Origin of the sequence: uncultured Microbulbifer sp. (assembly GCF_947504145.1) — a bacterium.
Lineage (GTDB): Bacteria > Pseudomonadota > Gammaproteobacteria > Pseudomonadales > Cellvibrionaceae > Microbulbifer.
In genome coordinates this window covers 768490-792129 of sequence record NZ_CANNGQ010000001.1, presented here as the reverse complement: position 1 = coordinate 792129, position 23640 = coordinate 768490, and the positions used below count along the sequence as shown (strand labels likewise).

Genomic DNA, 23640 nt, shown 5'->3' with positions numbered 1-23640 from the left:
CAGGCTCCTACAAGGGGAATCCAGCAATGAAAGAGAACGACAAGCAACAGCAGCCCTCTTTCGGCCAGGTGGTACTCAGTACCCTGGCCGCCGCTATCGGCGTTCAGTCCAACAAAAACCGGGAACGGGATTTCAAAGGCGGCAGCATCAAAGCCTATGTGGCCGCAGGACTGATCTTCACTGCCCTATTTGTGATCACACTGGTTCTGATAGTGAAGACCGTTTTGAGCAATATGGACTAGCCCCTGGAACCGACATCAATTCGGCGTACCCAGGTCACCACTGGAAAGCATAGCGAGCGAGTACCCTGGGGTGGCCGTCGGGGCGCAGCAGCGGGAGCGTACATCAGTACGTGAGGATTTGACCGGGCTCGCGCCCCAATACCACCGGACGCCGCCAGGCGCCCGCGCAGTAGTTTTTCTAGCCTTGGGATGCTACCCAGAATATACAGGTAGCAACAAAGATGGCTACCAGAGCCACCGCCGCGATGGCATCTACTACGTTATCGCTATCGTCGGATACAACTACTACTTCTCTTACCGCTTGATCGTTCATCGGAATACTCCGTCACTCAAGAAATCATTATTGTTTTTAAAGGTAGCAGCACCGCGCAAAAACGCGGTTTCTCAAGTAGATCAAATCCCCGCAGGGGGCGCAACCGTGCGGTGACTGGCGGTTTCCAAACAGGCGCCCCGCTTATAACCGCCGGTTACTAAGGTAGCGAAAAAAATTGTTATTTTTTGTATAAGGCGGCTGGTATGTTATGCGCCACTCAGGGTCACAGGTAGGGTCCAGAATACCCTTCGGGCACTGGGTGAAGGCGTAAAAAAAGCAATGGAATCAAGCTCTTATGTATCGATACGACGAACAGGACCACAAACTGGTTCGGGAACGGGTGGCCCAGTTTCGGGGTCAGACCGAACGCTATCTCGCCGGTGAGCTGAAAGAAGAAGAATTTTTGCCCCTGCGCCTACAGAACGGCCTGTACGTGCAGCGGCTGGCCCCGATGCTGCGCATCGCGGTGCCCTATGGCCTGATGAACAGCGCACAGTTGCGCCGCCTGGCCCACATCACCCGCAAATACGACAAGGGTTATGCCCACTTCACCACACGTCAGAACGTCCAGCTGAACTGGCCGAACCTGGAAGATGTGCCCGACATTCTCGCCGAACTGGCCGAAGTAGAGATGCACGCTGTCCAGACGAGCGGCAACTGTATTCGCAACACCACGACCGACCAGTTCGCCGGCGTTGCTCGGGATGAGCTGATTGACCCGCGCCCCTACTGCGAACTGATCCGCCAGTGGTCCACCTTCCATCCGGAATTCGCCTTCCTGCCACGCAAGTTCAAGATTGCCGTCTGTGGTGCGGATGAAGACCGCGCAGCCATTCGCGCCCACGATATCGGTGTGCAGATCGTCAAAAATGATCAGGGAGAAACTGGCTTCCAGGTACTGGTCGGTGGCGGTCTCGGCCGCACCCCGATTCTCGGTGTCGCCATCCGCGATTTCCTTCCGGAAACCCACCTGCTCTCCTATCTGGAAGCGATTGTTCGCGTGTACAACCAGCTGGGCCGCCGTGACAACAAGTTCAAGGCGCGCATCAAGATCCTGGTAAAAGCGATGGGCCCGGAAGCGTTTGCCGAGCGTGTGGAAGCGGAATGGGAAAAGATCAAAGACGGTGCTGATCAATTAACACCGGAGGCTATCGAGTGGGCCAAGCGCTTTTTCCCGGAGCCGGAATACAAATCCATCAGCAATGGCCACGGTGAAGCAGTACTGCGCGACCAGGCCGGCGCCGACAAAGCGTTTACCCGCTGGCTGGAACGCAACACCTTCCCGCACCGGGTGAACGGCTATCAGGCGGTCACCCTGAGCACCAAGCCCACCGGCATTCCACCCGGCGACGTCACCGACCGCCAACTGGAAGCGATTGCCGATCTCGCCGACAAATACAGTTTCGGCGAAGTGCGCGTTACCCATGAGCAGAACGTAGTTCTCGCGGACGTCGAACAGGAAAAGCTGTTTGAGCTTTGGCAGGAGGCACGCAAAAACGGTTTTGCGACGCCAAACATTGGCACCCTGACGGACATGATCTGCTGCCCGGGTGGCGACTACTGCTCACTGGCCAACGCCAAATCCATTCCGGTAGCGGAGGCCATCCAGCGCAAGTTCGACGACCTGGATTTCCTCTACGACCTGGGCGACCTGGACCTGAACATCTCCGGCTGCATGAACGCTTGTGGCCACCACCATATTGGCCACATCGGTATTCTCGGCGTGGACAAAAAAGGCGAAGAGTTTTACCAGGTTCAACTCGGTGGCAGCTCCAACGAGAAAGCGAGCCTGGGTAAAGTACTCGGCCCGAGCTTCTCCCGCGACGAAATGCCAGCAACCATCGGCAAGATTCTCGACGTATTTGTAGAGAACCGTCAGCCGGAAGAGTTCTTTATCGACACCTACAACCGTATCGGGCTGCAGCCATTCAAGGAGCGTGTATATGCCAAAGCCAGCTAAGCCCTCTGTGAAAAAGCCAGTAGGTGAACAACCGGAAAACCCGGCAAAACTGATTCTGAACGGTGCAGTTGCCGACAACGAGTGGAACCTGCTGCCCCTGGGTGGTGAAGAGGAGATCAGCTCAGAGAACCTCTCACCGGGTAAGGTCATTCTGCCACTCAGCCTGTGGCTGGAACTGCGCGAGCAACTGCAGGATCGAAAGGACGAAATTGGGGTCTGGCTGGACAGTGATGAAACCGCAGATCTGGTCGGTGACTACGCGGCCGAGCTGCCTCTGATTGCTGCCCACTTCCCGCTGTTTACCGATGGCCGTGCATTTACCGTAGGCCGTCTGCTGCGTGAACGTTACGGTTATACCGGCGAAGTACGCGCAGTTGGCAATTTTATCCGCGACCAGCTGACCTACCTGACGCGCTGCGGATTCAATGCCTTTGCCTACCAGGGCGACCAGCCGCTGGAAGGCCTGCTGGAATCCACCGGTGACTTCACTGACAGCTACCAGGCTGCGGTGGATCAGCCACTGCCAATTTTCCGTCGTCGCGCGCTGGCCTGATAACGCCGGAAAAATACACTTACTGCCCGGTAGCTTCGCTGTCGGGCAGTTTTTGTTTCTGGCGCTCCGAGCGGGCCGCCTCTTCCAGCACACCGGCCAACCACAACAGCCCGTCCCTGCCCTGTAGCTTGTTCCCCGTCATCGGCAATCTTACTTGCGGTAGCATCTGCAGATGCTCCGACACCTGCGAGAGTACGGATTCCTGCTGCTCGTACGCGCCGCGCAAGAAATCAATCTGCGCCGCTTCTGCGGGCAGCAATCGATTCAGCAGCAACCCAAGCACCGACATACCGCTTTCTTCAAGCGCTGCTATGGCACGCCGGGTTTCCTGCAGCGGCAGGTTTTCCGGCGTCATCACAAATACAAAACCAGACATCGCTGGATTCTTCAGCACCGCTGCCGCTTCACTGAAACGCTTCTGCCGCTCCAGCAATGGCGCCAGAGCTGGAGGCGTTTGCTGCGCTTCATCAGCACTGGCAAGTGGGTTATTGATATCCGCCCCACTCTTCAAATGTGACAGCACGTCGCGAAAGCGACCGCTGCGTTTTTTCTGAGAAATCAGGCCGCTGGCCCAGGTAGACATCAAACCGGGGAGAGACAACAAACGAAGGGTATGCCCGGTCGGTGCCGTGTCGAAAATGATCAGATCATAGTTGTCGCGCTGCTGGATCAGCCGGGTCATTACATCCAACAATGCCGCCTCTTCTGCACCCGGTGAGTGACGGGTCAGGTGCAGCTGCTTTTCCAGTGCGCCACGCATGCCAAGCGCCACCTGCGGCAGCATCTGCTTACGCACTGATTCCAGGTAGTCATCCAGCGCGGCTTGTGGGTTCAGCTCCTGGATCTGCAGCGGTGCTTTCCATCGTGTTCTCCATTGCGGTCTCCATTGCGCTTTCCCTGACGGCTTCCCCCAGTCAACGGACGCCTGACCTGCGGGCCTACCTTGTGAAAAACGGCATTCAAACAGATCGGAAAGGTTGTGCGCAGGATCGGTGGAGACCAGCAGGGTTTTCAGCCCGCGATCTGCTGCCAGTACTGCGAGGCTGGCGGCGAGGGTGCTTTTACCGACGCCGCCCTTGCCGCCGACCATCAGCAGCCGACGCTTGAACAGCTTGTCGATGTCGAGAGCAAGCGCCATCAGCAGCACCGCATCTCATCGAGAGGAGAGCGCTCCATCCCCATTCGCTGGTGCCATTGATGAAAACGCTCCAGCATCAACGGCTGTAACTCCAGAGTGTAGACACTGACCGGGTTGGGAATACCGAGGGACTCGGCGTATACCAGCAGCATAAACAGATCTTCCTCGTCCCGCTCAGCTCTCGCAAGGGCACTGCGATAGGGGCCGTTGTAATAAGCCTCGAGCTGCTCACCGATTCGCCGAAAAACCAGCTTCAGGTTTTTTGGTACTCGGGGTTTTTCAGGTGGTTCCATCCTCTCATCCTCACCACGCTGTGGATTGAATATCAGAGAAGCTACCGCTCTTCCCCAGCCGGTTGCGCTTCGGTCTTGCGGAATGCACCCACACATTCCAGCGTAACCAGGATAGCGGCAACCAGCACTACAAGATCCAGGCTCAACAGGAACCAATCTTTTTTCTGGTAAAACTCGTTCAGCTGAATCAGTAATGCCGCCAGTGTCATTAACAACAGAAACACCAGCGGGATCAATGTAATCCATACTGGCCGCTTGAGCCGCACCAGTATTACCGTTATCACCAGCAGGGTAAGCCCGGCGAGCAATTGATTGGTCGTGCCGAACAGTGGCCAGATCAACAGGCCACCACTCCCATCAATACCGCCCGCGCCAAACGCGAGCAACACGCAACAGCCCACCGCCATCAGCGTCGCTGGCAGGGGTTTACCGAGCCAGCGTATACCATAAATCTCACCAAACTCCTGGAATATGTAGCGCTGCAAACGCAAGCCGGTGTCCATCGTGGTACCCGCAAACAAGGCCGCCATCACCGTCAAAATAGTGCCGGCTATGGCGGTATCAATACCCACGCCCGCATTCAGGATGGCGGCACCACCATCAACAAATGCCTGCACGCCGCCCTGCCCGAACGCACTGTAAACTGCCTGCCAGTCTCCCAGTGACGCAAACCCCGCGCAGGCCGCAATTATTGCAGCCAGTGCCAGAGCACCCTCTCCCACTGCGCCGAAATATCCCACAAATCGGGCATCGGTTTCTCGGTTCAATTGTTTGGAGGTGGTGCCCGATGCGACCAATCCGTGGAACCCCGAAATTGCCCCACAGGCAATGGTTACGAACAACAGTGGAATCAGCGGTGGTGTGCCGGCCGGCACCTGGTGGTTGATCATCGGCGCCACCACCTCGGGGTTGCCAATCAACACTGCCGAATAGAGCAGGATCAACCCTACAAACAGCTGCAGCCCGTTAATGTAATCCCGCGGCTGCAACAGTACCCACACCGGCAACAGGGAAGCAACCGCGGCATAGGCGAACAGGATCAGAATCCAAGCGGCATTGGCCGGCAGCCCGGCGACAGACTCAGGCAGGGAAACAGGTACGGAGGGACCGATATAGATCAGCGCATAGAGTGCAACGACACCGAACAGTGAGACCAACCCCAGATTGAACTTGAAGCGATAAATCAACTGACCGATCACCAGTGCCACCGCAATGGCGCCCCAGATGGGCACAACCGATCCCGGGTTTTTAATCAGCAGACCGGCAATCACCACACCGAAAACGGCGTTGACCATCAACAGCACGAGGAAAATTACGATCATGAAAATGCTGCGGGCGCGCTTGCCCACAACATGTCCGGTCAGGGAACCAACGGAAAGCGCGCGATTGCGCACGCTGGCCCAGATAGCACCGCTGTCGTGAACACCGGCAAAAAAAATCGTCCCGAATACCACCCATAAAAAAGCAGGTAGCCAGCCCCAGATGACTGCGATGGCCGGGCCGACAATAGGTGCGGCACCGGCAACAGACGTAAAGTGGTGCCCCCAGAGTACAAACTTATTGGTGGGCACATAGTCCACACCATCTTCAAACTCATGGGCAGGAGTGACGAAATCCGGATCAAAGCGATAGATACGCTCAGCGATATACCGCGAGTAGAAAAAATACCCGGCGGCCATGCCTCCGAGCCCCAGCAACATCAGCAGTATCGCACTCATGCAGCCCTTCCCTGTTGTGCATTGTGTTGCGTATTTTTATCAGACGCGTGCGCGCCGTCCCACAGATACTAGCGCAGTCGCCTTATCCGTCACCGCATATTGCGCGTAATTCCTTTTAATTGGCGCAGGGTTTGCCTGCGGGGCCTTTTTAACTACGCACTTTGCACTGCATTTCCGGGCGGCCCTGGCCCCAGGTGATTTTGGCTTCGCCTTGATGCTCCCAGATAACTACGCCAGGTCCACTGTAACGTGCACCACTGCCACTGGGCTCAATGTACAGAAGTTCTTCTTCGTCTTTATGACGGGCCACAGCGGTTGCGGGGTCTGTTTCGTAATAAGTGGCTGTCACTTCGCTGCCATCGCACAAATAGGTGACGGGCCCCTTTCCCGAGACCAGCCCATACCGAGCCTGCAGTGCCGCAATGCCGAGCTTGTAACTGTCTGCCGTGCAGCCGCGTTTGTCCGCCGCTTTCCAGCAGTCGTTACGCCCTTTTATCCAGCCGCGCTGCCGCGCTTTGAAATATTTATCCTGCTGCGCTTTTTCGGTCTGGCTCGCGGCCTTGAATACCTCGGCCATTTTCCGGTCCAGGACTGCAAGATCACCATCGGTGCAGATCAATTCCTCAATGGAACTGTTCAGTTTCTGGCTGCAATCGTAGGAGGGTGTGGTATCGGTGTTGGTATCGGTGTTGGTACCGGTGTTGGAAGTGGTAGTGGTATCAAGACTGGTCTCGGAAGGCATCGACGCTTCGTCCGCAGTATCAGGGCTGGATAGTTCTTCGGTTCTGTCGTCGCTTTCGGAACATCCCGCCACAGTAAACAACAGCATAAACAGAATTACTTTTACGCTCGAAACGGTCATCGCTTATCTCCCGGTTTTCTATTTACACCACGCCATCGCGCTTCAGTGCCGCAATCTCGTCGCCGTCTAGGGACAGAAGCGTTTCCAGCACTTCCTCTGTGTGCTCCCCCAGAGTGGGTGGTGCCTGGCCATAGTCCAGTGCAGACGCGGAAAACCCCACGGGATTGCGTACGGTTTTCACTTTGCCCGCCACCGGGTGGGTCTGCTCCAGCACCATTCCGCGCGCCTGCACCTGCGGATCGGCGAACACCTGCTCGAGATTGTTGATCGGACCGCAGGGCACATGCGCTGCACTCAACTTCTCCAGCCACCAGCCGGCGGGCTGCATCTGTGTAGCCCGCTCGATAACTGGCACCAGTTCCTCGCGCGCCTGTACCCGGGCGCTATTGGTCGAGTAAGCCGGGTTGGCGGCGATTTGTTGCAGGCCGGCAATCTCGCAAAATTTTATAAATTGCGCATCGTTGCCCACCGCCAACATAAAGTAGCCGTCGCTGGCGGGAACTGCCTGGTAAGGCACGATATTCGGGTGCGCAGTGCCCTGGCGTTCCGGACTTTTTCCGGAAGTGAGATAGTTCTGCGCCTGATTGGCTAACCAGGCTACCTGGGTGTCCAGCAGTGCCAGGTCGATCTGCTGCCCTTCCCCTGTCCTGTCCCGGTGAATCACCGCTGCCAAAACACCGGACACGGCATACATGCCGGTCATCAGGTCCGCTACCGCAACACCTACTTTCTGGGGCCCGGCACCCGGCTGACCTTCAGGTACACCGGTAAGACTCATCAGGCCACCCATTCCCTGGATCATGGCGTCGTAGCCCGCACGCTTTGCGTAAGGGCCTGTCTGCCCAAAGCCGGTAATCGAGCAGTAAATGATCTTGGGGTTCAGCGCCCTGATGGAACGATAATCGAGCCCGTACTTTTCCAGGCCACCCACCTTGTAGTTCTCCAGCAGGATGTCGCACTGCGTGGCCAGTTGCTGTATCAGCGCCTGGCCGCGTGGCTGGGTGATATCCACCGTGATCGATTTTTTGCCCCGGTTGGCGCTCAGGTAATAGGCCGCATCAGCGGTGTCCTGGCCATCCGCATCTCGCAGGTAGGGAGGGCCCCACTGGCGGGTGTCATCACCCTTGCCCGGCCGCTCCACCTTGATCACCTCGGCACCAAAATCCGCCAGTACCTGGCTGGCCCAGGGACCCGCGAGGATACGGCTGAGGTCGAGAACTTTGAGATGCGCGAGCGGGCCGGCCATGATTTAACTCCGTGTGCTTTTACCCCGCGTAACGAGTACGCAGCAATATGAAACGTGATCACAATTTTCAGTGTGCGCACATTACCAGATTTAGAACTGATTGGTCTAAATCCAGACCGGACGTACACTTCGGAAGTGATGGCTGTCCTGAGTAAACCGTCCTGAGTAAACCAGTGTAGGCCCGCGAGACCCCATAGAATGGGGTGGGATTCCAAAGCACGATCACTGCGATACCAATAACACGAGAGAGATCAGCGAAATGACGGAAACAACCATCGACAAGAAGGCCGAGTCTGGCGCCCCAGAGGCAACCCCGCGATTCAGCTCATTTAAAGAGTTCTACCCGTTTTACCTCAACGAGCACAGCAACCTGACCTGCCGCCGACTGCACTTTGTGGGCACCGCCCTGGTGATCGGCCTGCTTATCGGCGCACTGGTTTCGCAAAACTGGACACTGCTCGCGGCAGTGCCGGTTGCCGGCTACGGGTTTGCCTGGGTCGGACATTTCTTTTTCGAACACAACCGGCCCGCCACCTTCAAGAACCCCTTTTATTCCCTGTGGGGAGACTTTGTGATGTTCAAAGACATTCTGCTGGGCAAGATCGAACGCTAGTGGTCCATGCGGAAAGTTGTGTAACTGTTCGCATGGACCACTAGGTCTCCGCGCCGGGCTTCGACAAACCGTATTTGCGCAACTTATTGGCGACGGCGGTATGAGAAATACCCAACCGCCGCGCCAGATCTCGCGTGGAGTGCCCGCTGTACTCTTCGGCATCGAGAGTTTCCGCGAGGATTGCCCGCTCCACCTTTTCCATCTGCTCTCTCAACGTCAATCCGCGACCCCAGTCGTGCCAGGGCAATGTGTCGTCCGCTGCGATCAATGGCAAATCCTCAGCCTCTACCGACCGCCCTCCACGGGTCTGGGCACAACTTACTGCCGCCAGTAAACAGTCCGTCAACCCAGACAGGTTGGTCGGCCAATCGCGCTGGGCCAGAGCCTGAACAGCGCCCGCACCAAATTTGAGGTTGCTTGCCTCAAGGATCTTTTCCGCGAACCCCGCGAGTGACGGACGCATGGTTCGCAGTGGGGGCAGCTGAATACGCTGGGTTTCCAGCAATTGGCGCAGGGGTGGAATCAGGGCAGTGAGGGTGTGCGAAGCAAGAATCAGGCGCGCGGGCAGGCGCCCCTCCTGGGCCAGCGACACCATCGCCTGCTGAACCGATTCTGTCACGCCATTGGCGTCGTCCAGCAGCACAACGGTATCACTGGATAGCTGCGCGATTTCCGCCAGGAGTTGGTGGGAAAGCTCTTCCCCCCGGTATTCCCGAACCCGCCCCTGCTCCGCCAGCGGGCTCAGATAATAGGCCGCACGTAGAAACGTAGTCTTCCCCGTACCGCGTTCACCACAGATCAACAACGGCTCGTGCAGCGGCGCCATCTGCTGCAAGCGCAGGCAGGCCTCCCGGCGCCTGTCCAGGTCCCACAAGACTTTTGGCGCAGGCGCCTCGAACCGCTCTGCACTCTCCCGCCGCTCTAGAGTGAGTACTGCACCCGCGAGTGAGGCCACCGCACCGGGCCCTTCCGCGAGCGCGATTGGGGACCAGTCCACGGTAAATTCCTGCCCGCGCACAGTAACCGGGAACCCATAGCGCGGCGCCGTGATGCCGCGCAGCAACTCGGCCAGCTGCAACCGCGGCAAAAATCGCTGCAGAGACATACCGGCGACCTGGCTATGACTGATACCGAATGCCTTCGCCGCCGCCTGGTTCGCGGCCACGATACGTCCCTCCCGATCCACCGACAGCACCGGGTAATTCACATGCCGCAGCAGCGTATCCAGCTCAAAGTGACGGCGCTCAGAAGGGATCAGCTCGATGCGACGCACATGGCGTACACCGCGCACCCTGTGCAATGACCTCTCAATGGACTGGTACTGGGCAACGAGCAAATCTGGCGCCGACAGATAGACCTTGTCTCCACTGTCACCACCGATCTCACCCGAGCGCACATTGACACGATAATCAGCGAATATTGACATTATTTCGTGCAATATCCCCACACGATCGGTACAGGTAATTTCGATTCTCATAGCCAGACTGTAAACTTTTCTTTACAAAAAGTGTAGCCAGACCACCCCACCCCCTCCTTTTTTCGCGCCCTCGCCCCTGCCATAGAGCCCGCAAGCTGTCTAAGAATGGAGAGCAAATAACAACAGACGTGGCGGCGAAAGACCGCTCGCACATTCAGGAGATCACCATGAGCAGTGGTAAGAAACCCAGTAAGTACGTTGCCCGGGAGCCGGATGCCAACGGGTTCATTGAGTACACGGCACAGGAGCACGATACCTGGCGGCAGCTGATCGAGCGCCAGCTGGAAGTCGTCCCCGGCCGCGCCTGCAACGAATACCTGCACGGCCTGGAACTGCTCGACCTACCCCGCGACCGTATCCCGCAACTGGCAGAAGTCAGTGAGGTACTGCACCGGGAAACAGGCTGGGAATGCGCCCGCGTGCCCGCCCTGATCGGTTTCGAGACTTTTTTCCGCCTGCTCTCCGAGCGCAAATTCCCCGTCGCCACCTTTATCCGTACCCAGGAAGAGTTCGATTACCTGCAAGAGCCGGACATCTTCCACGAGATCTTCGGCCACTGCGCCATGCTCACCAACCCGGCATTTGCGAACTTCACGCAAAAATACGGCGAACTAGGCCTCAACGCCTCACCCAAAGAACGCGCATACCTCGCCCGCCTGTACTGGTTCACCGTGGAATTCGGCCTGATGCACACCAAAGACGGCCTGCGCATTTATGGCGGCGGCATTCTGTCATCGCCCAAAGAGACCCTCTACGCACTCAGCGATGCGCCCATGCGCGCGCCCTTTGAGGCGGTAGACGCGCTGCGCACCCCGTACCGCATCGATATCGTCCAGCCGATTTACTACGTACTCGACGATCTGGAAACCCTCCAGCAGCTCACCGAAATCGACCTGATGGCCCGTGTGCGCGAGGCCATGGCCGCGGGGCTGTACGAGCCCCTGTTTCCACCCAAGGAAGCCGCATAGGCTTCAGCACATTTTTCCAACATCCCCCTGTTGTTTGGCCGGGCATTGCCCGGCTTTTTTGTTTCCGCCCGCCAGCCAAATCGCCCGCAGAGAAAAATACCACTACTGATCCCCCGGAACTGAGATTATCGTTATCGGCAAGACAAGGGGCACGGTAAAGGATTCTTCTGCAGGCAACTGACGTCGGATCTCGCTGAGCCCACCAAAATTACTGGGGTATTTTGTTGCTACGGACAGCTACCTGAGCATCACAAATGGAACCGATCCCCGCGTTTTCGGGAGATATGAAGCACTATGTCCTCACTCGACGCGATTGATCGACAACTTCTTGCCATCCTTCAATCTGATGTTAGTCTCTCCATCGAAGAGCTGGCCGAGCGCGTGGGTCTTACCAAGACCCCCTGCTGGCGCCGGATTCAGAAACTGGAGAAAAGCGGCATCATCCGCCGCAAGGTGGCCCTGCTGGACGCAGAAGTACTCGGCCTGCCGGTATCGGTTTTTGCCCAGGTAAAAACCGACCAGCACAGCGCGGAATGGGCAGACTCCTTTTCCGTGGCGATGGCAGACTTACCAGAAGTGGTGGACTGCTACCGTATGGCCGGCGACTACGATTACATATTGAGGATCGTGGTCAGCGATGTGGCTTCCTATGATCGCTTTTATAAAAAGCTGATCGCACACGCAGGGATTTCCGACGTGGCCTCCAATTTCGCCATGGAGCAGATTAAAAGCACCACGCAACTGCCCATACCGCCGGGAGAGTAACCCCCAGCTCAATTACTGTTATTACCAACGCCCGCGGGTGATCCTCGCGGGCGCAGTACATTGAGGTCGCCATGCAAAGCCGTGCACAACCCACATCAGTCCCACCCGTCACTGATACAAACACCGAATTGCTGCTGCAGCGTATCCGCGACAGTGTCATCGGCGAACGCATGCCAATGGAGACCCCATTCGGACAGCGCCCACTGATTTACGCCGACTACACCGCATCCGGGCGCGCGCTCACGTTTATCGAAGACACCATACGCAATCGCGTATTGCCCTGGTATGCCAACACCCATACGGAAACTTCCGCTACCGGGCGGCAGACCACCGCCTTCCGCGAGCAGGCCCGTACCGCCGTGCGCAAGTCCGTAAACGCCGGCGATGACCACGCCATCATTTTCTGCGGTGCCGGTGCCACCGCCGCCGTTAACCGCCTGGTCGACTGCCTTGGGCTGAGAGCCGACTGCTACGCACGGCTCGGCGGCACCCCCGGAGACATCCCGGAAGAAAAACGCCCGGTGGTGTTTATCGGCCCTTACGAGCATCACTCCAACGATCTGCCCTGGCGAGAATCCATCGCCGAAGTAGTCACCATTCCACAAAACGATACCGGGGGCGTAGACCTTCAGGCCCTGCAGGCGGCGCTCGACAAGTACGCCGCACGCCCCTTGAAAATTGGCAGTTTTTCCGCGGCCTCCAACGTCACCGGCATCCGCACCGACGTGGAAGCGGTGACCCGACTACTGCATCAAAACAATGCCCTGTCCTTCTGGGACTATGCTGCAGCGGCGCCTTATGTCGCTATCGACGTACAGGGCACAGACAGCCTTTCCGGAAAAGACGCTCTGTTTATTTCCCCACACAAATTCGTCGGCGGCCCCGGCACCCCAGGCATCCTGATCGTACGTCGCGATCTGCTACCGGAAGGTCAGCCAGCAGTTACCGGAGGCGGCACAGTTTCCTGGGTAGGCCCCGGGCGCCACACCTATCTGCCCGCAGGGGAGCGCCGCGAAGAAGCCGGCACACCCGCTATCGTTGAATCCGTGCGCGCCGGCATGGCATTTGCTTTAAAAGACCAGGTGGGTGCCGACACCATCGAAGCCCGAGAAGCTGCGTGGATCGCCCGCGCCTTCGCCCGCTGGGCCGGCAACGACAATATCGAGATTCTCGGCGGCACCGAAGCAGAGCGAGTCAGTATCGTGTCCCTCCACCTGCTGCAGGATGGCAAGCCACTGCATCACGGTTTTGTGGTGGCCCTACTGAATGATCTGTTCGGTATCCAGGTCCGCGGCGGCTGCTCCTGCGCCGGCCCCTACGGCCACCATCTGCTGCACCTCACCGATGAGCAAAGCACCGCCATTGAAAAACTCGTCAGCGAAGGGGAAAGCATTCTCAAACCTGGCTGGGTACGCCTGAATTTCAATTACTTCCTCGACGAGGAAACCGTCGACTACCTGATCGGCGCTATCCAACTGATTGCCGAGTACGGCCACCGGATGCTGCCGTATTACCAGTACGATGCGGGCCATGGTGTATGGCGCTATCAGGGCGAAGAAGCAGAGGCACCACTGACACTGGGACTCGAACCGCCTGACGACACGCCGGCTACACTGGGAATACCGCTGCAGACGTATATCGACAAGGCAAAACCGATTCTGCAAAACCCACCGGGGAAAGTGTGCGAGCAGCCGGTCCTTTCGAAAGAGGGAGAGGATTTGCGCTGGTTCCAACTTTAGTCGGGTAAGGAGGTGGCGGATACGCAGTCTATCCGCCACCGCAGGCATTGAAAAAAACCGCACTCCACCCCGATAATGACAACAATCCAACCGCCCAGTCTGCTACAAGGATGCGCAGTGCCTGAGACCTCCCTGTTCCAGTCGTTTTTCCTGATCTTCACTGGCGCCGCTATTGTCGCGTCGCTCGCACTGTGGGGCCGGCAACCGCTGCTGGTTGCGTACATTGCCCTGGGCTGCCTGCTCGGCCCATCGGGCCTCGCCGTCATCGACAACGTCAATCTGATGGCGGAGATGTCCAACATTGGCATCATCTTCCTGCTGTTCCTGCTGGGCCTGGACATGCAACCCAAGGCACTCATCGCGGTACTGCGCAAAGCCACCTTCGTCGGCCTGATCAGCTGTGGCATATTCCTGGGGCTTGGCTACGGCATCGGCCACCTGTTCGGCTTTACCGACACCGAAAGCTGGGTCATCGGTATGGCCATGATGTTTTCCAGTACCATCATCGGTATCAAACTCTTGCCCACCACTGTGCTGCACCACAAACACCTGGGCGAAATGATGGTGGGCCTACTCCTGTTTCAGGATTTCGTCGCCATCACCTGCCTGATGATCCTCTTGAGTGGCAGTACCGGCTCCGTCGATTTTGCCCAGCTCGGCCTCTCCTTCGCCGCCCTGCCCCTGCTGATCGCCTTTGCGTGGGCGGCAGTACGTTACGTTCTGCAGCCACTGCTCAGTAGATTCGACCGCTTCCACGAATATGTATTTCTACTGGCGCTCGGCTGGTGTATGGGGCTCGCAGAGCTCGCCGAAGTGGTCGGCCTGTCGCGGGAAATCGGTGCCTTCATTGCCGGTATCACTCTCGCTACCAGCCCGATAGCCCAATACATCGCCATCAGCCTGAAACCACTGCGGGACTTTTTCCTGATCCTGTTCTTCTTCAGCCTGGGAGCCCAGTTCCACCTGGATATGGTGCCAGAAATTGCCCTCCCGGCACTGATCGCCGCCGCCGCCGTACTGATTATCAAGCCGGTAGTATTCCGCTACCTGCTGGGGCAACAGAGCGAACGAAAAATACTCGCGTGGGATCTCGGCTTTCGACTGGGGCAGATCAGCGAATTCTCATTATTGATTGCCTTCCTTGCTGCCGCCCAAGGGCTAATCGGCAGCAAAGCATCGCACCTGATTCAGGCAACAGCGATTCTGACCTTCCTGGTTTCTTCGTATATCGTGGTATTGAACTTCCCCAATCCGATTGCGATCAAGGATCATTTGCGGCGGGATTAGCGTAGAGAAATGCGGAATTCAGGCGCCTAACGCCTGTCCGATGGGCAACATTGTGGCGAAGCCGCCCTCAATGCCGCCCAGCTGTAGGCGATCACTGCGCACATATTCCACATGCACCGAATAGTTTCACGGCAGTACTGCCAGCACTCTCAGCACAAGATGCTCTTTACGATTCATGGCAAAAGAAAATTGGCCTGATGGAATTATTATTCTCCAATATGCGCCCCTCCGCACTTCACACTGAAGTACATTAAAATACTTCCTCCAATTGGCCATGTGACGGCAGGCCATTAGCAAGCAAAAAACCAAACAATCGCCCGACCGAAATTCCAGAGCAATTTCGGTCGGGCTTTAGCAAAAGTTGTGCCTGCAGCTAGGCACTCACCCTCCCGAGTGCCCGGCTTTTCACCATCCCAAACAACGCTGGGATATCCCGCGAAAACATCAGGTAAAGGCAAGGCACTAGCAGCAGTGAAATGGTGGTGGCGGCAAGAATCCCATAACCCAGTGAAATGGCCATGGGAATCATAAATTTCGCCTGCACGGAGGTCTCAAAGATCATCGGCATCAGGCCACAGAATGTCGTTACAGTGGTCAGGATGATGGGCCTGAAGCGTCGCGCGGCAGCGGCTTTGATGGCGTCGGTAATGTGCATACCCTTTGCGCGCAAGCGGTTGCCGTATTCGATCATTACCAGGGTATCGTTGATCACTACCCCCGCCAGCGCGACCATGCCCAGCAAACTGACCATACTGAGCCCATAGCCCATGATTAGGTGCCCGAGGATCGCGCCGATCACGCCGAACGGAATCGCCACCATGACGGTGAGTGGCTGGATATAACTTTTCAGGGGAATGGCCAGTAAAAAGTACAGCACAGCCAGAGTGAGACTGAAGGTCAGGCTCAGAGATGAAAGCCCCTCTCGCTCATCGGCCTGTCGCCCTTCGTAGGAAAGTGTCAGCCCCGGATATTGGGCGCGCAGTTGTGGCATTACGGTCTGGTTAAGTTCGTTGATCACCAGTGCTGCCTGATCTGCCGGTTCCACTTGCGCGGTTACGGTCATTACCCTTCTGCCTTCGCGCCGGTTGATGGTGGAGTAAGCGCGGCCCTGATCAATCTCCACCAGATCGGGAAGCGGCAGCCAGAGGCCATTGCCGGCGCGGATCATGATGTTGTTTACATCATCCAGTGTCACGCGCTGGTCTTCAGGTAAACGCACCATGACCTTGATCTGATCCCTGCCCCGCTGCTGGCGGAATGCTTCCGCGCCGTACAGGGAGGCGCGCAGTTGGCGGCCGATATCTTCCGCACTCAATCCCAGACTTTTTGCGGTGTCCGTCAGTGTCAGGTCGAGCTGGCGTTTTCCCTGGGAAACACCGGTATCAATATCGCCTACCGCGGGAAATCCTCGCAGTGCATCAGAGAGTTGTACCGCCGCCTGTTCAAGCAGATCCGTGTCAGCATGTCGTAGCTCGACCGTGAGCGCCGGCCCGGAACCTGGCCCACCGCGATCGCTGGCGAAACTGGAACTGAGCGCACCCGGTACCGGGCCCACTTCGCGACGCCAGCGGCGCACAAAGTCGCCGGTGGACATCTCGCGTTGATCGCCCGGGGTCAGGTACACATCGACCTGCACAGAATCGTCGCGAATTAGTCCACGCATGCCGATAAAGAACCCTTCGCGACCGGTTTCTTCGAGAATGCTATCCGCTGCACCCATGATCTGTTTGCGCGCTCGGTCCAGCTGGGCTTCGGCGGTACCCGGTGGGAAGGTGACCTGTACCCGGCCGGAATCCCGCTCTACCTTGGGCATCAGGGTAAAGCCCATACGACCACTGGCCGCATAGCCACTCATCACAATGAGGATCGCCACAGAAATGGAGATGGTGATATAGCGGTGGCGGACGCACAGGTCCAACAGCGGTTTGAAGCGGTGCTCGACAAAGCGATCGAGGCTGCGCGCGAGCATTTTCTGGCGAGCAGCAAAGCGGCGTGCGGTACGGCTTTTATAACCGCGTTTGGAATGGGCCAGGTGCGCGGGAAGAATAAATAGGGCTTCCACCCAGGAGATAATGAAGACTGCCCCCACTACAAACGGAATCAACCCGAAGATCTTACCCATAAATCCAGGCAGCTCGGTCAGTGGCAGGAAGGCGACGATATTGGTGAGGATGGCAAAGGTGAGCGGCACTGCAACCTGCTTGGCACCGGCTACCGCCGCGTCGAAGTTACTGTAGCCCTGCTGCCGCCATTCATGAATGTTTTCGCCGGCAATAATTGCATCGTCCACCACAATCCCGAGGGCGATGATGAACGCGAACATACTCACCATATTGATGGAAATATCCATCGCCGGCAGGAACAGGAGTGCACCGAGGAAGCTGATGGGAATGCCGAGGGTCACCCAGAAAGCCAAGCGCAATTCGAGAAATGCGCCCAGTACAATAAATACCAGCAATAGGCCGATAAAACCATTTTTTAACAGCAGTGACAGGCGCTCTTTAAAAATTTCCGAATCGTCGTCGCGCACGCTGACGTGGATACCCGGTGGTAATACTGGCCGCAAATCGGCAAGCACCTCGTGGGTAGCATCACTGACACTCATCGGCGTCTGGTCGCCGATACGGAAGACATCGATACCCGCGGCTGGCTCGCCGTTGAACAACATATTCCGCGGTTCATCCACCAGCGCGTCACGGATACTGGCAATGTCCCGCAGGCGTACAGTACCGCCACCCTCCGTGCGGGCAATGGCGATTTCGCCAAACTGCCGCGCCCAGTCCTTGCGCTCGGTAACCCGAACCAGGATTTCCCCGGCTTCGGATTTGACGCCACCGGCGGGGACGTCGACCGCATCATTGCGCACCAGCTGGGCGATATCGGGCAACGACAGGTTGTAGCGGCGCAGATCATCGCGATCTACCTCGATGGCCACCTCGTAATCCTTTACGCCGTAAGCCTCCACCTGGGTAATATCCGGGTGCGCTTCGAGCTTGTCGTACACCTGCATGACAAACTCGCGCAGGGTGCGCTCATCCACATTACCGTGCACGACCAGATCGAGCACATCGCGCTTGCGCTCCGCCAGGCTGACCTGGGGGCGTTCAATATCCGATGGGAAGGTGCTAACGCGATCGATCGCCGCCTGTACATCCTGAAACACTTTGTTGGCGTTGGCATCTTCATCGAGTTCCAGTGTCAGGCTGGCACTGCCCTCGCCCGCGCGGCCGCGCAACTCTTTGACACCTTCCAGGCCCGTGACCGCCTGCTCAGCAGGCACTAGCACACCCCGTTCCACCTCTTCCGGGCTCGCCCCCGGGTAGGAGATGCTCACGGTGACCATATCCAGACTGAATTCCGGAAACACTTCTTTCTTGATGGTGAGAGAGAACACTAACCCACCAATCAGAAAAACCAACATCAGCAAATTGGCGGTGACATGGTTGTGAGTCATCCACGCGATGGCGCCGCGGCTGGTATCTACGGGCGGGCGTTTTTGAGGTGTGCCCGGAGTTTGATCGGAGTTTTGTTCACTCATCCGCGTTCACCATCAGTGCCCTGTTCACGGGATTTTTTAGATGGGCCGGGTAATTCAGGCGGCTCGGACTTCCGTCCTGCGCGCTCCGGCTTCGAACCTTTTTCGCTGCTCGCGCCGGGCTGCCGACGCTTCAGTTCCGGGTTCAGCCCGCGGCGCGCTTTTGCTTCGCCCGCTGAGCCTGCGGTTCGCACCGGCATATTTTCAGTCACGCTGGTCAACCGGGTGATCACCAGAGTTTCTCCACCGCGCAGCCCGCCGTCCAGCACCGCAAATTCATCGTCCAGGTGAGAAACCGTCACCGGTTGGATATGGAGCTTTCCGTCACGCACTATCCAAACCTGGTTGCCATCCTGTAACGCCGTTAACGGAATACGGACCTGCTGGCCATCGGCGCGACCGGTGATTTCCACCCGTGCGAGATCGTTCAGTAGTAGTTGAGGCCGCGATGGATTTTCAATGCCCAGTGGATCGTCCAGCTCCACCAGCACACGGGCCAGCCTGCCCTGCTCTTCTAATACGGGTATCACGCGCACGAAGGTGCCTTCTCGGTATTTGCCCTGCGGCCACTGACTACCGCGAATACGCACTTTGGCGTTGGGCGTATTGAGCCGGGGAAGCTGGCTTGCGGGGACTTCCACTTCAATCTGGAAGCGGTCGGCGCCGGCCAGGGTGTACATCACCGTACCGGGGGCAACCCGATCACCGATATCTACGGTGCGGGAGACCAGCAACGCATTAAACGGGGCGGAAAGCGCCGTGAGGCGAAGGTCGCGCTGGGCCAGTTTTACCTGGGCTTCCGCCGCGTCCATACGCGCTCGGGCGGCGGCCAATTGCGGCTCACGCAGTACCAGCGACTGATCGGCGTCGGGTAGTGAATCACTGAGCAAATCATATTCTTCCTGGGCGATCAGGCGCTGCCCCTGCTCCTGCTGCAGTTCAGCGCGGCGCTCGGCAAGGGTGCTGCGGGCCGTCTGCAGCGCCAGCTCAAACGGTTCGCGCTCGATGCGCAATAGCGCCTCGCCTTTTTGCAGGGTGGAGCCCGGGCCAAGGTCGTAATTCAACCATTCTACCCGCCCATCCACCTGCGGCTGCAATTCCACCAGTTCCCGGGCGGTGACTTTGCCGAGCGCTTTGATGGTCAGCGGAAATTGCCCGTACTCTGCCGTGGCCACTTCCACCGTCAGTGGCGGTGTGGCGCGTTCGGTCCGCTGCATGGTGGGTTTTTCCCGCAGCAGCCATTGAGAGATCAGCACCGCGAATACGATCAACAGAATCGGGATCGCGATACCCCAATTGATTTTCCCCAGTATCGGATGTTTGGACATTATTGATTCTCCACCCGGTAAACTTCCAACTCCAGCGCCGGCGGTTGCGGCAAGTCCTGCTCAGGCAGGCCTCCCGATAAAGCGCGGTAGAGCGTTACCCGGTTTTCCAGTAGTTCGCGGTGTGCCGTCAGCAGTTGCCGCTCGAGGGATTGTTGGTTATCAGTTGCGGAAAGCACATTCAGAAAGTCTACGGACCCCTGCCCGTAAGCACGGCGCTGACGCAGTGTGATCTGGTCTGCCAGTTGCGCACGGGTTTCCAGAAACGAAAGGCGCTCGCGAATGGCCTGTTCATTGATCAGCGCCTGCTCCACCTCAGATAACGCCTGCATCACGGCATTGCGAAACGCCGCCCAGCGCTCCTGCTCGACCGCCTCCTGCTGACGCTCGGCGGCCGCAAGGTTGCCGCCATCAAATATGACGCCGTCCAGCGCCGCGCTAAAATTCAGTAACCAGTCTTCGGCGATGTCGGACAAGGCGCGCCCGCCGCCACTGAAGAGCAAACCGAGTGTAAGAGCCGGAAGACGATCCGCCCATGCCTGATCCGCCAGATAGTGCCCCTGCAACAACGCCCGCTGGGCCTGGCGCACATCGGGCCGACGGAGCAGCAGCTCGGAGGGAACACCGGTAGCGGGCAACGCGGGTAGCGGCGGCAAGCCATCCAGCGCGTCTACAAACGCGGGCAGCTGGTCTCGATTCACACCCAGCAGCGCCGCAAGCTGCACCTGCAAAACCTGAATGTCTGCGCGGCTCTGCGCCAGCTCCTGTTGCGACTGCTCCACCAGCTGGCGCTGCTGAAAGACATCCGCCGCAGCACTGACGCCGCCACCGAAACGCAGCTCCAGCACCTTCAGGGTTTTCTGGTTAATTTCCAGCTGCTCATCCAGCAACTGCTGCTGACCCCAGGCTTCCTGGAGTTGCAACCAGACATTGGTCACCTCAGCAGCCAGCGTCAGTGCCGTCACCTGAAAACTGTCTTCCTGTGCCAGGCGCCCCGCTTCGGCCGCCCGCGCGCCGCTGCGCACACGCCCCCACAGGTCTACCTCATAACCAGCGGCGAGCCTGCCACTCCAGCTGTTCCCTTCGTTCTCCGCGCCGGAAAAATCGAAATCGTTGCTGGCGCCCCGCCGCTGCTCAGTGTTTTCGAGCCCCCCGGTGAGGCGGGGCCAGAAACCGCTGCGCGCCTGGGCTGCAGCAGCATCCGCCTGCTGCAAGCGCCAGTAAGTGGCCTGCAGGTCGGGGTTTGACGCCAGGGCGAGCTGCACCAGCTGATCGAGTTCGGAATCACCAAAGCTCTGCCACCAGCGTGTGGCCGGGGTATCGGTGCCTGATGCATTGAATTGCGCAGGCAGCCCGAGGGCCTGCTGGGGAATTTCCGTGGGGAGCGGCTGGGTGCTACATGCGGATAGGAGCAGCGAGCACCCAATACCGATCACAACGGAACTTCGTGCGGTTCTTCGAGTGGTACTTATTGTCAGGGGAAAGCCCATAAAACAAATCTGATCGAATGTAATTTATTTTCATTATCGAAATTTCTATCACAGCGGCCAAGGTGATTTACTTATGTTTACCTGCCCCGAGCGAACTCCACAGACATCGCCATCAAAAAATGTGATCACATTAGTGAACTCGCCGGCCTTGTCCGCTATCATGACCACAAGATCCACCTAATTCGCACGGACCAAACCATGAGCAAAAACCAGCCTTTGGCGCACTGGGACGACATCCTCCTGCTGGACCGCCAGCTAAGCGACGAAGAGCGGATGATCCGCGACACCGCCCGGGAATACTGCCAGTCCAAACTGATGCCGCGGGTACTTGAAGCCAACCGCCATGAGATATTCCACCGGGAAATCATGGAGGAAATGGGCCAACTGGGCCTGCTGGGCTCCACCATCGAAGGCTATGACTGCGCGGGCCTCAACTACGTCTCCTACGGCCTGGTGGCCCGCGAGGTGGAGCGCGTGGACTCGGGCTACCGCTCCGCCATGAGCGTGCAATCCAGCCTGGTAATGCACCCCATCTATGCCTACGGCAGCGAAGCGCAGAAGCAGAAATACCTGCCCAAGCTCGCCAGCGGCGAATGGGTCGGCTGCTTCGGCCTGACCGAGCCAGATGCCGGCTCCGACCCCGGCGGTATGAAAACCCGGGCCAAGAAAGTCGACGGTGGCTACCGCCTCAGCGGTGCAAAAATGTGGATTACCAACAGCCCCATCGCCGATGTGTTCGTGGTGTGGGGTAAAGATGACGAAGGCGACATCCGCGGCTTCGTACTGGAAAAGGGTATGGAAGGCCTCAGCGCCCCCAAAATCGAAGGCAAGTTCTCCCTGCGTGCGTCCATTACTGGCGAAATCGTAATGGACAACGTGTTTGTCCCGGAAGAAAACCGCTTCCCGGACATCAAAGGACTGCGCGGCCCCTTCGGTTGCCTGAACCGCGCCCGCTACGGCATTTCCTGGGGTGCGATGGGTGCCGCAGAGTACTGCTGGCACGCCGCCCGCCAATACGGCCTGGACCGTAAACAGTTCAACAAGCCCCTGGCGCAAACCCAACTGTTCCAGAAAAAGCTCGCCGACATGCAGACCGAAATCACCCTCGGCCTGCAGGGTTCACTGCGTGTTGGTCGTCTGATGGACGAACAGAAAAGCCACTTCGACCCCACCATGATCTCGCTGGTCAAGCGCAACAACTGCGGCAAGGCCCTGGATATCGCACGGGTTGCGCGGGATATGCATGGCGGCAACGGCATTGCCGACGAATTCCACGTAATCCGCCATGTGATGAACCTGGAAGCGGTCAACACCTACGAAGGCACCCACGACGTTCACGCGCTGATCATGGGGCGGGCGCAGACCGGGTTGCAGGCCTTTTTCTAAGCCTTCAGTTGTGCCGGAGCCCCACGGGGCTCCATAATTCCCGGCTCTGCGCAATCACGGTGGCAAACGGGAATCCATGGAACAACTTCTGCACTGGTGCGACCTGATCGGCATCGTGGTTTTTGCCTTTACCGGCGTGCTCGCTGCTGGCCACAAACAGATGGATCTGTTTGGTGCCGTAGTACTGGCCTGCGTCACCGCCACCGGCGGCGGCACCCTGCGGGATATGATCCTCAATGTCCCCGTCTTCTGGATATCCGAAAGCTACTACCTCTGGATTGCCGTCCTCACCGGCGTCATCAGTTTCTATCTTATTCGCTACCTGCAGGTACCCATGCGCCTGCTGATGATCGCCGACGCCGCTGGTCTGGCCGTGTTTGTCGTCATTGGTACCCAGAAAGTCCTCGACCTCGGGCACACACCCGCCATCGCCATCGTCATGGGTGTCATGACCGGCACCTTTGGCGGTCTGATACGTGACATCCTGTGCGGTGACATTCCCCTACTCCTGCGCCGCGAGATTTATGCCACGGCGGCCTTGAGCGGCGGCGCCACACTGGTGATACTGGACGACATTCAAGCGCTACCCGGTGAAGCCGTGGTAGCCGTCGCGGTACTGGTGACCCTCGGGATACGGCTTGCAGCCCTGCGCTGGAACCTCTCTGCGCCCATTGCGCGCATCCGCCCCGAACAGTAACACCAGCGGCCAGGATTCAACTGCAGACACACA

General features: G+C 58.1%; 19 protein-coding genes. 10 read left to right on the top strand and 9 right to left on the bottom strand.

Translation table 11 applies throughout. The annotated features are described in order from the left end of the window. Positions 1-26 precede the first annotated feature (26 nt). The 3 genes from Q1A74_RS03605 (at position 27) to Q1A74_RS03595 (ending at position 3068) form a co-directional block, all read left to right on the top strand. Positions 27-242: a DUF2970 domain-containing protein gene (locus Q1A74_RS03605; protein ID WP_299592451.1), complete on the top strand. Its 216-nt coding sequence runs from the start codon at positions 27-29 to the stop codon at positions 240-242. Positions 243-850: 608 nt separating this feature from the next. After that, a complete protein-coding gene (locus tag Q1A74_RS03600) occupies positions 851-2515 on the top strand; it encodes a nitrite/sulfite reductase (protein ID WP_299592450.1) in 1665 nt (554 codons plus the stop codon). Further along, positions 2499-3068 (top strand): DUF934 domain-containing protein, encoded by a 570-nt coding sequence (locus Q1A74_RS03595; protein ID WP_299592448.1) that lies wholly within the window; start codon positions 2499-2501, stop codon positions 3066-3068. The genes Q1A74_RS03600 and Q1A74_RS03595 overlap by 17 nt, the downstream gene beginning before the upstream one ends. Positions 3069-3087: 19 nt before the next feature. Here the strand turns inward: Q1A74_RS03595 and Q1A74_RS03590 are convergent, their stop codons facing one another. From Q1A74_RS03590 to Q1A74_RS03570, 5 genes are all read right to left on the bottom strand, one after another. Continuing rightward, positions 3088-4206, bottom strand: coding sequence for an ArsA family ATPase (locus tag Q1A74_RS03590; RefSeq protein WP_299592447.1), 1119 nt, complete (start codon positions 4204-4206; stop codon positions 3088-3090). Next, on the bottom strand, positions 4206-4499 hold the full coding sequence (locus Q1A74_RS03585; protein ID WP_299592445.1) for a cory-CC-star protein: 294 nt from the start codon (positions 4497-4499) through the stop codon (positions 4206-4208). The genes Q1A74_RS03590 and Q1A74_RS03585 overlap by 1 nt, the downstream gene beginning before the upstream one ends. A gap of 41 nt (positions 4500-4540) precedes the next feature. Further along, positions 4541-6217 carry a carbon starvation protein A gene (locus Q1A74_RS03580; protein WP_299592443.1) on the bottom strand — a complete coding sequence of 559 codons (1677 nt, stop codon included), beginning with the start codon at positions 6215-6217 and terminating at the stop codon, positions 4541-4543. A 148-nt stretch (positions 6218-6365) separates the two neighbouring features. Then, entirely contained in the window at positions 6366-7079 is a 714-nt protein-coding gene (locus Q1A74_RS03575) for an MliC family protein (protein WP_299592441.1), read from the bottom strand. A 22-nt stretch (positions 7080-7101) separates the two neighbouring features. Beyond that, positions 7102-8325: a CaiB/BaiF CoA-transferase family protein gene (locus Q1A74_RS03570; RefSeq protein WP_299592440.1), complete on the bottom strand. Its 1224-nt coding sequence runs from the start codon at positions 8323-8325 to the stop codon at positions 7102-7104. A gap of 259 nt (positions 8326-8584) precedes the next feature. On the opposite strand from Q1A74_RS03570, the gene Q1A74_RS03565 reads away from it, so the two are divergent. Further along, entirely contained in the window at positions 8585-8938 is a 354-nt protein-coding gene (locus Q1A74_RS03565) for a DUF962 domain-containing protein (protein ID WP_299592439.1), read from the top strand. Between the two features lie 40 nt (positions 8939-8978). On the opposite strand, the gene Q1A74_RS03560 is transcribed toward Q1A74_RS03565, so the two are convergent. Then, positions 8979-10415 carry a TyrR/PhhR family helix-turn-helix DNA-binding protein gene (locus tag Q1A74_RS03560; RefSeq protein ID WP_367275351.1) on the bottom strand — a complete coding sequence of 479 codons (1437 nt, stop codon included), beginning with the start codon at positions 10413-10415 and terminating at the stop codon, positions 8979-8981. 167 nt (positions 10416-10582) lie between these two features. On the opposite strand from Q1A74_RS03560, the gene phhA reads away from it, so the two are divergent. From phhA to Q1A74_RS03540, 4 genes are all read left to right on the top strand, one after another. Then, positions 10583-11383, top strand: coding sequence for a phenylalanine 4-monooxygenase (gene phhA, locus Q1A74_RS03555; protein ID WP_299592436.1), 801 nt, complete (start codon positions 10583-10585; stop codon positions 11381-11383). Between the two features lie 294 nt (positions 11384-11677). Further along, positions 11678-12148 (top strand): Lrp/AsnC family transcriptional regulator, encoded by a 471-nt coding sequence (locus tag Q1A74_RS03550; protein ID WP_299592435.1) that lies wholly within the window; start codon positions 11678-11680, stop codon positions 12146-12148. 71 nt (positions 12149-12219) lie between these two features. Next, positions 12220-13887 (top strand): aminotransferase class V-fold PLP-dependent enzyme, encoded by a 1668-nt coding sequence (locus Q1A74_RS03545; protein WP_299592433.1) that lies wholly within the window; start codon positions 12220-12222, stop codon positions 13885-13887. 117 nt (positions 13888-14004) lie between these two features. Further along, positions 14005-15174, top strand: coding sequence for a cation:proton antiporter (locus tag Q1A74_RS03540; protein WP_299592432.1), 1170 nt, complete (start codon positions 14005-14007; stop codon positions 15172-15174). A gap of 373 nt (positions 15175-15547) precedes the next feature. Here the strand turns inward: Q1A74_RS03540 and Q1A74_RS03535 are convergent, their stop codons facing one another. The 3 genes from Q1A74_RS03535 to Q1A74_RS03525 are packed head-to-tail and all read right to left on the bottom strand — an operon-like array spanning position 15548 to position 21470. Further along, entirely contained in the window at positions 15548-18712 is a 3165-nt protein-coding gene (locus Q1A74_RS03535; RefSeq protein WP_299592430.1) for an efflux RND transporter permease subunit, read from the bottom strand. Continuing rightward, the gene (locus Q1A74_RS03530; RefSeq protein WP_299592428.1) at positions 18709-20037 is read right to left on the bottom strand and encodes an efflux RND transporter periplasmic adaptor subunit; all 1329 of its coding nucleotides are present in this window, start codon (positions 20035-20037) and stop codon (positions 18709-18711) included. Before Q1A74_RS03530 ends, Q1A74_RS03535 begins: the two co-directional genes overlap by 4 nt. Continuing rightward, positions 20037-21470, bottom strand: a complete 1434-nt coding sequence (locus Q1A74_RS03525; protein ID WP_299592426.1) for an efflux transporter outer membrane subunit — start codon at positions 21468-21470, stop codon at positions 20037-20039. The genes Q1A74_RS03530 and Q1A74_RS03525 overlap by 1 nt, the downstream gene beginning before the upstream one ends. A gap of 252 nt (positions 21471-21722) precedes the next feature. Between Q1A74_RS03525 and Q1A74_RS03520 the strand changes: the two genes are divergently transcribed. After that, positions 21723-22910, top strand: coding sequence for an acyl-CoA dehydrogenase (locus Q1A74_RS03520; protein ID WP_299592424.1), 1188 nt, complete (start codon positions 21723-21725; stop codon positions 22908-22910). 76 nt (positions 22911-22986) lie between these two features. Next, positions 22987-23607 carry a trimeric intracellular cation channel family protein gene (locus tag Q1A74_RS03515; RefSeq protein ID WP_299592422.1) on the top strand — a complete coding sequence of 207 codons (621 nt, stop codon included), beginning with the start codon at positions 22987-22989 and terminating at the stop codon, positions 23605-23607. Positions 23608-23640 lie beyond the last annotated feature (33 nt).

Coding starts and splice junctions, on each gene's coding strand:
- Q1A74_RS03520 (WP_299592424.1), top strand. CDS start 21,723: ATGAGCAAAAACCAGCCTTTGGCGCACTGGGACGACATCCTCCTGCTG.
- Q1A74_RS03530 (WP_299592428.1), bottom strand. CDS start 20,037: ATGTCCAAACATCCGATACTGGGGAAAATCAATTGGGGTATCGCGATC.
- Q1A74_RS03585 (WP_299592445.1), bottom strand. CDS start 4,499: ATGGAACCACCTGAAAAACCCCGAGTACCAAAAAACCTGAAGCTGGTT.
- Q1A74_RS03545 (WP_299592433.1), top strand. CDS start 12,220: ATGCAAAGCCGTGCACAACCCACATCAGTCCCACCCGTCACTGATACA.
- Q1A74_RS03590 (WP_299592447.1), bottom strand. CDS start 4,206: ATGGCGCTTGCTCTCGACATCGACAAGCTGTTCAAGCGTCGGCTGCTG.
- Q1A74_RS03565 (WP_299592439.1), top strand. CDS start 8,585: ATGACGGAAACAACCATCGACAAGAAGGCCGAGTCTGGCGCCCCAGAG.
- Q1A74_RS03600 (WP_299592450.1), top strand. CDS start 851: ATGTATCGATACGACGAACAGGACCACAAACTGGTTCGGGAACGGGTG.
- Q1A74_RS03560 (WP_367275351.1), bottom strand. CDS start 10,415: ATGAGAATCGAAATTACCTGTACCGATCGTGTGGGGATATTGCACGAA.
- Q1A74_RS03535 (WP_299592430.1), bottom strand. CDS start 18,712: ATGAGTGAACAAAACTCCGATCAAACTCCGGGCACACCTCAAAAACGC.
- Q1A74_RS03595 (WP_299592448.1), top strand. CDS start 2,499: ATGCCAAAGCCAGCTAAGCCCTCTGTGAAAAAGCCAGTAGGTGAACAA.
- Q1A74_RS03605 (WP_299592451.1), top strand. CDS start 27: ATGAAAGAGAACGACAAGCAACAGCAGCCCTCTTTCGGCCAGGTGGTA.
- Q1A74_RS03580 (WP_299592443.1), bottom strand. CDS start 6,217: ATGAGTGCGATACTGCTGATGTTGCTGGGGCTCGGAGGCATGGCCGCC.
- Q1A74_RS03570 (WP_299592440.1), bottom strand. CDS start 8,325: ATGGCCGGCCCGCTCGCGCATCTCAAAGTTCTCGACCTCAGCCGTATC.
- phhA (WP_299592436.1), top strand. CDS start 10,583: ATGAGCAGTGGTAAGAAACCCAGTAAGTACGTTGCCCGGGAGCCGGAT.
- Q1A74_RS03550 (WP_299592435.1), top strand. CDS start 11,678: ATGTCCTCACTCGACGCGATTGATCGACAACTTCTTGCCATCCTTCAA.
- Q1A74_RS03575 (WP_299592441.1), bottom strand. CDS start 7,079: ATGACCGTTTCGAGCGTAAAAGTAATTCTGTTTATGCTGTTGTTTACT.
- Q1A74_RS03515 (WP_299592422.1), top strand. CDS start 22,987: ATGGAACAACTTCTGCACTGGTGCGACCTGATCGGCATCGTGGTTTTT.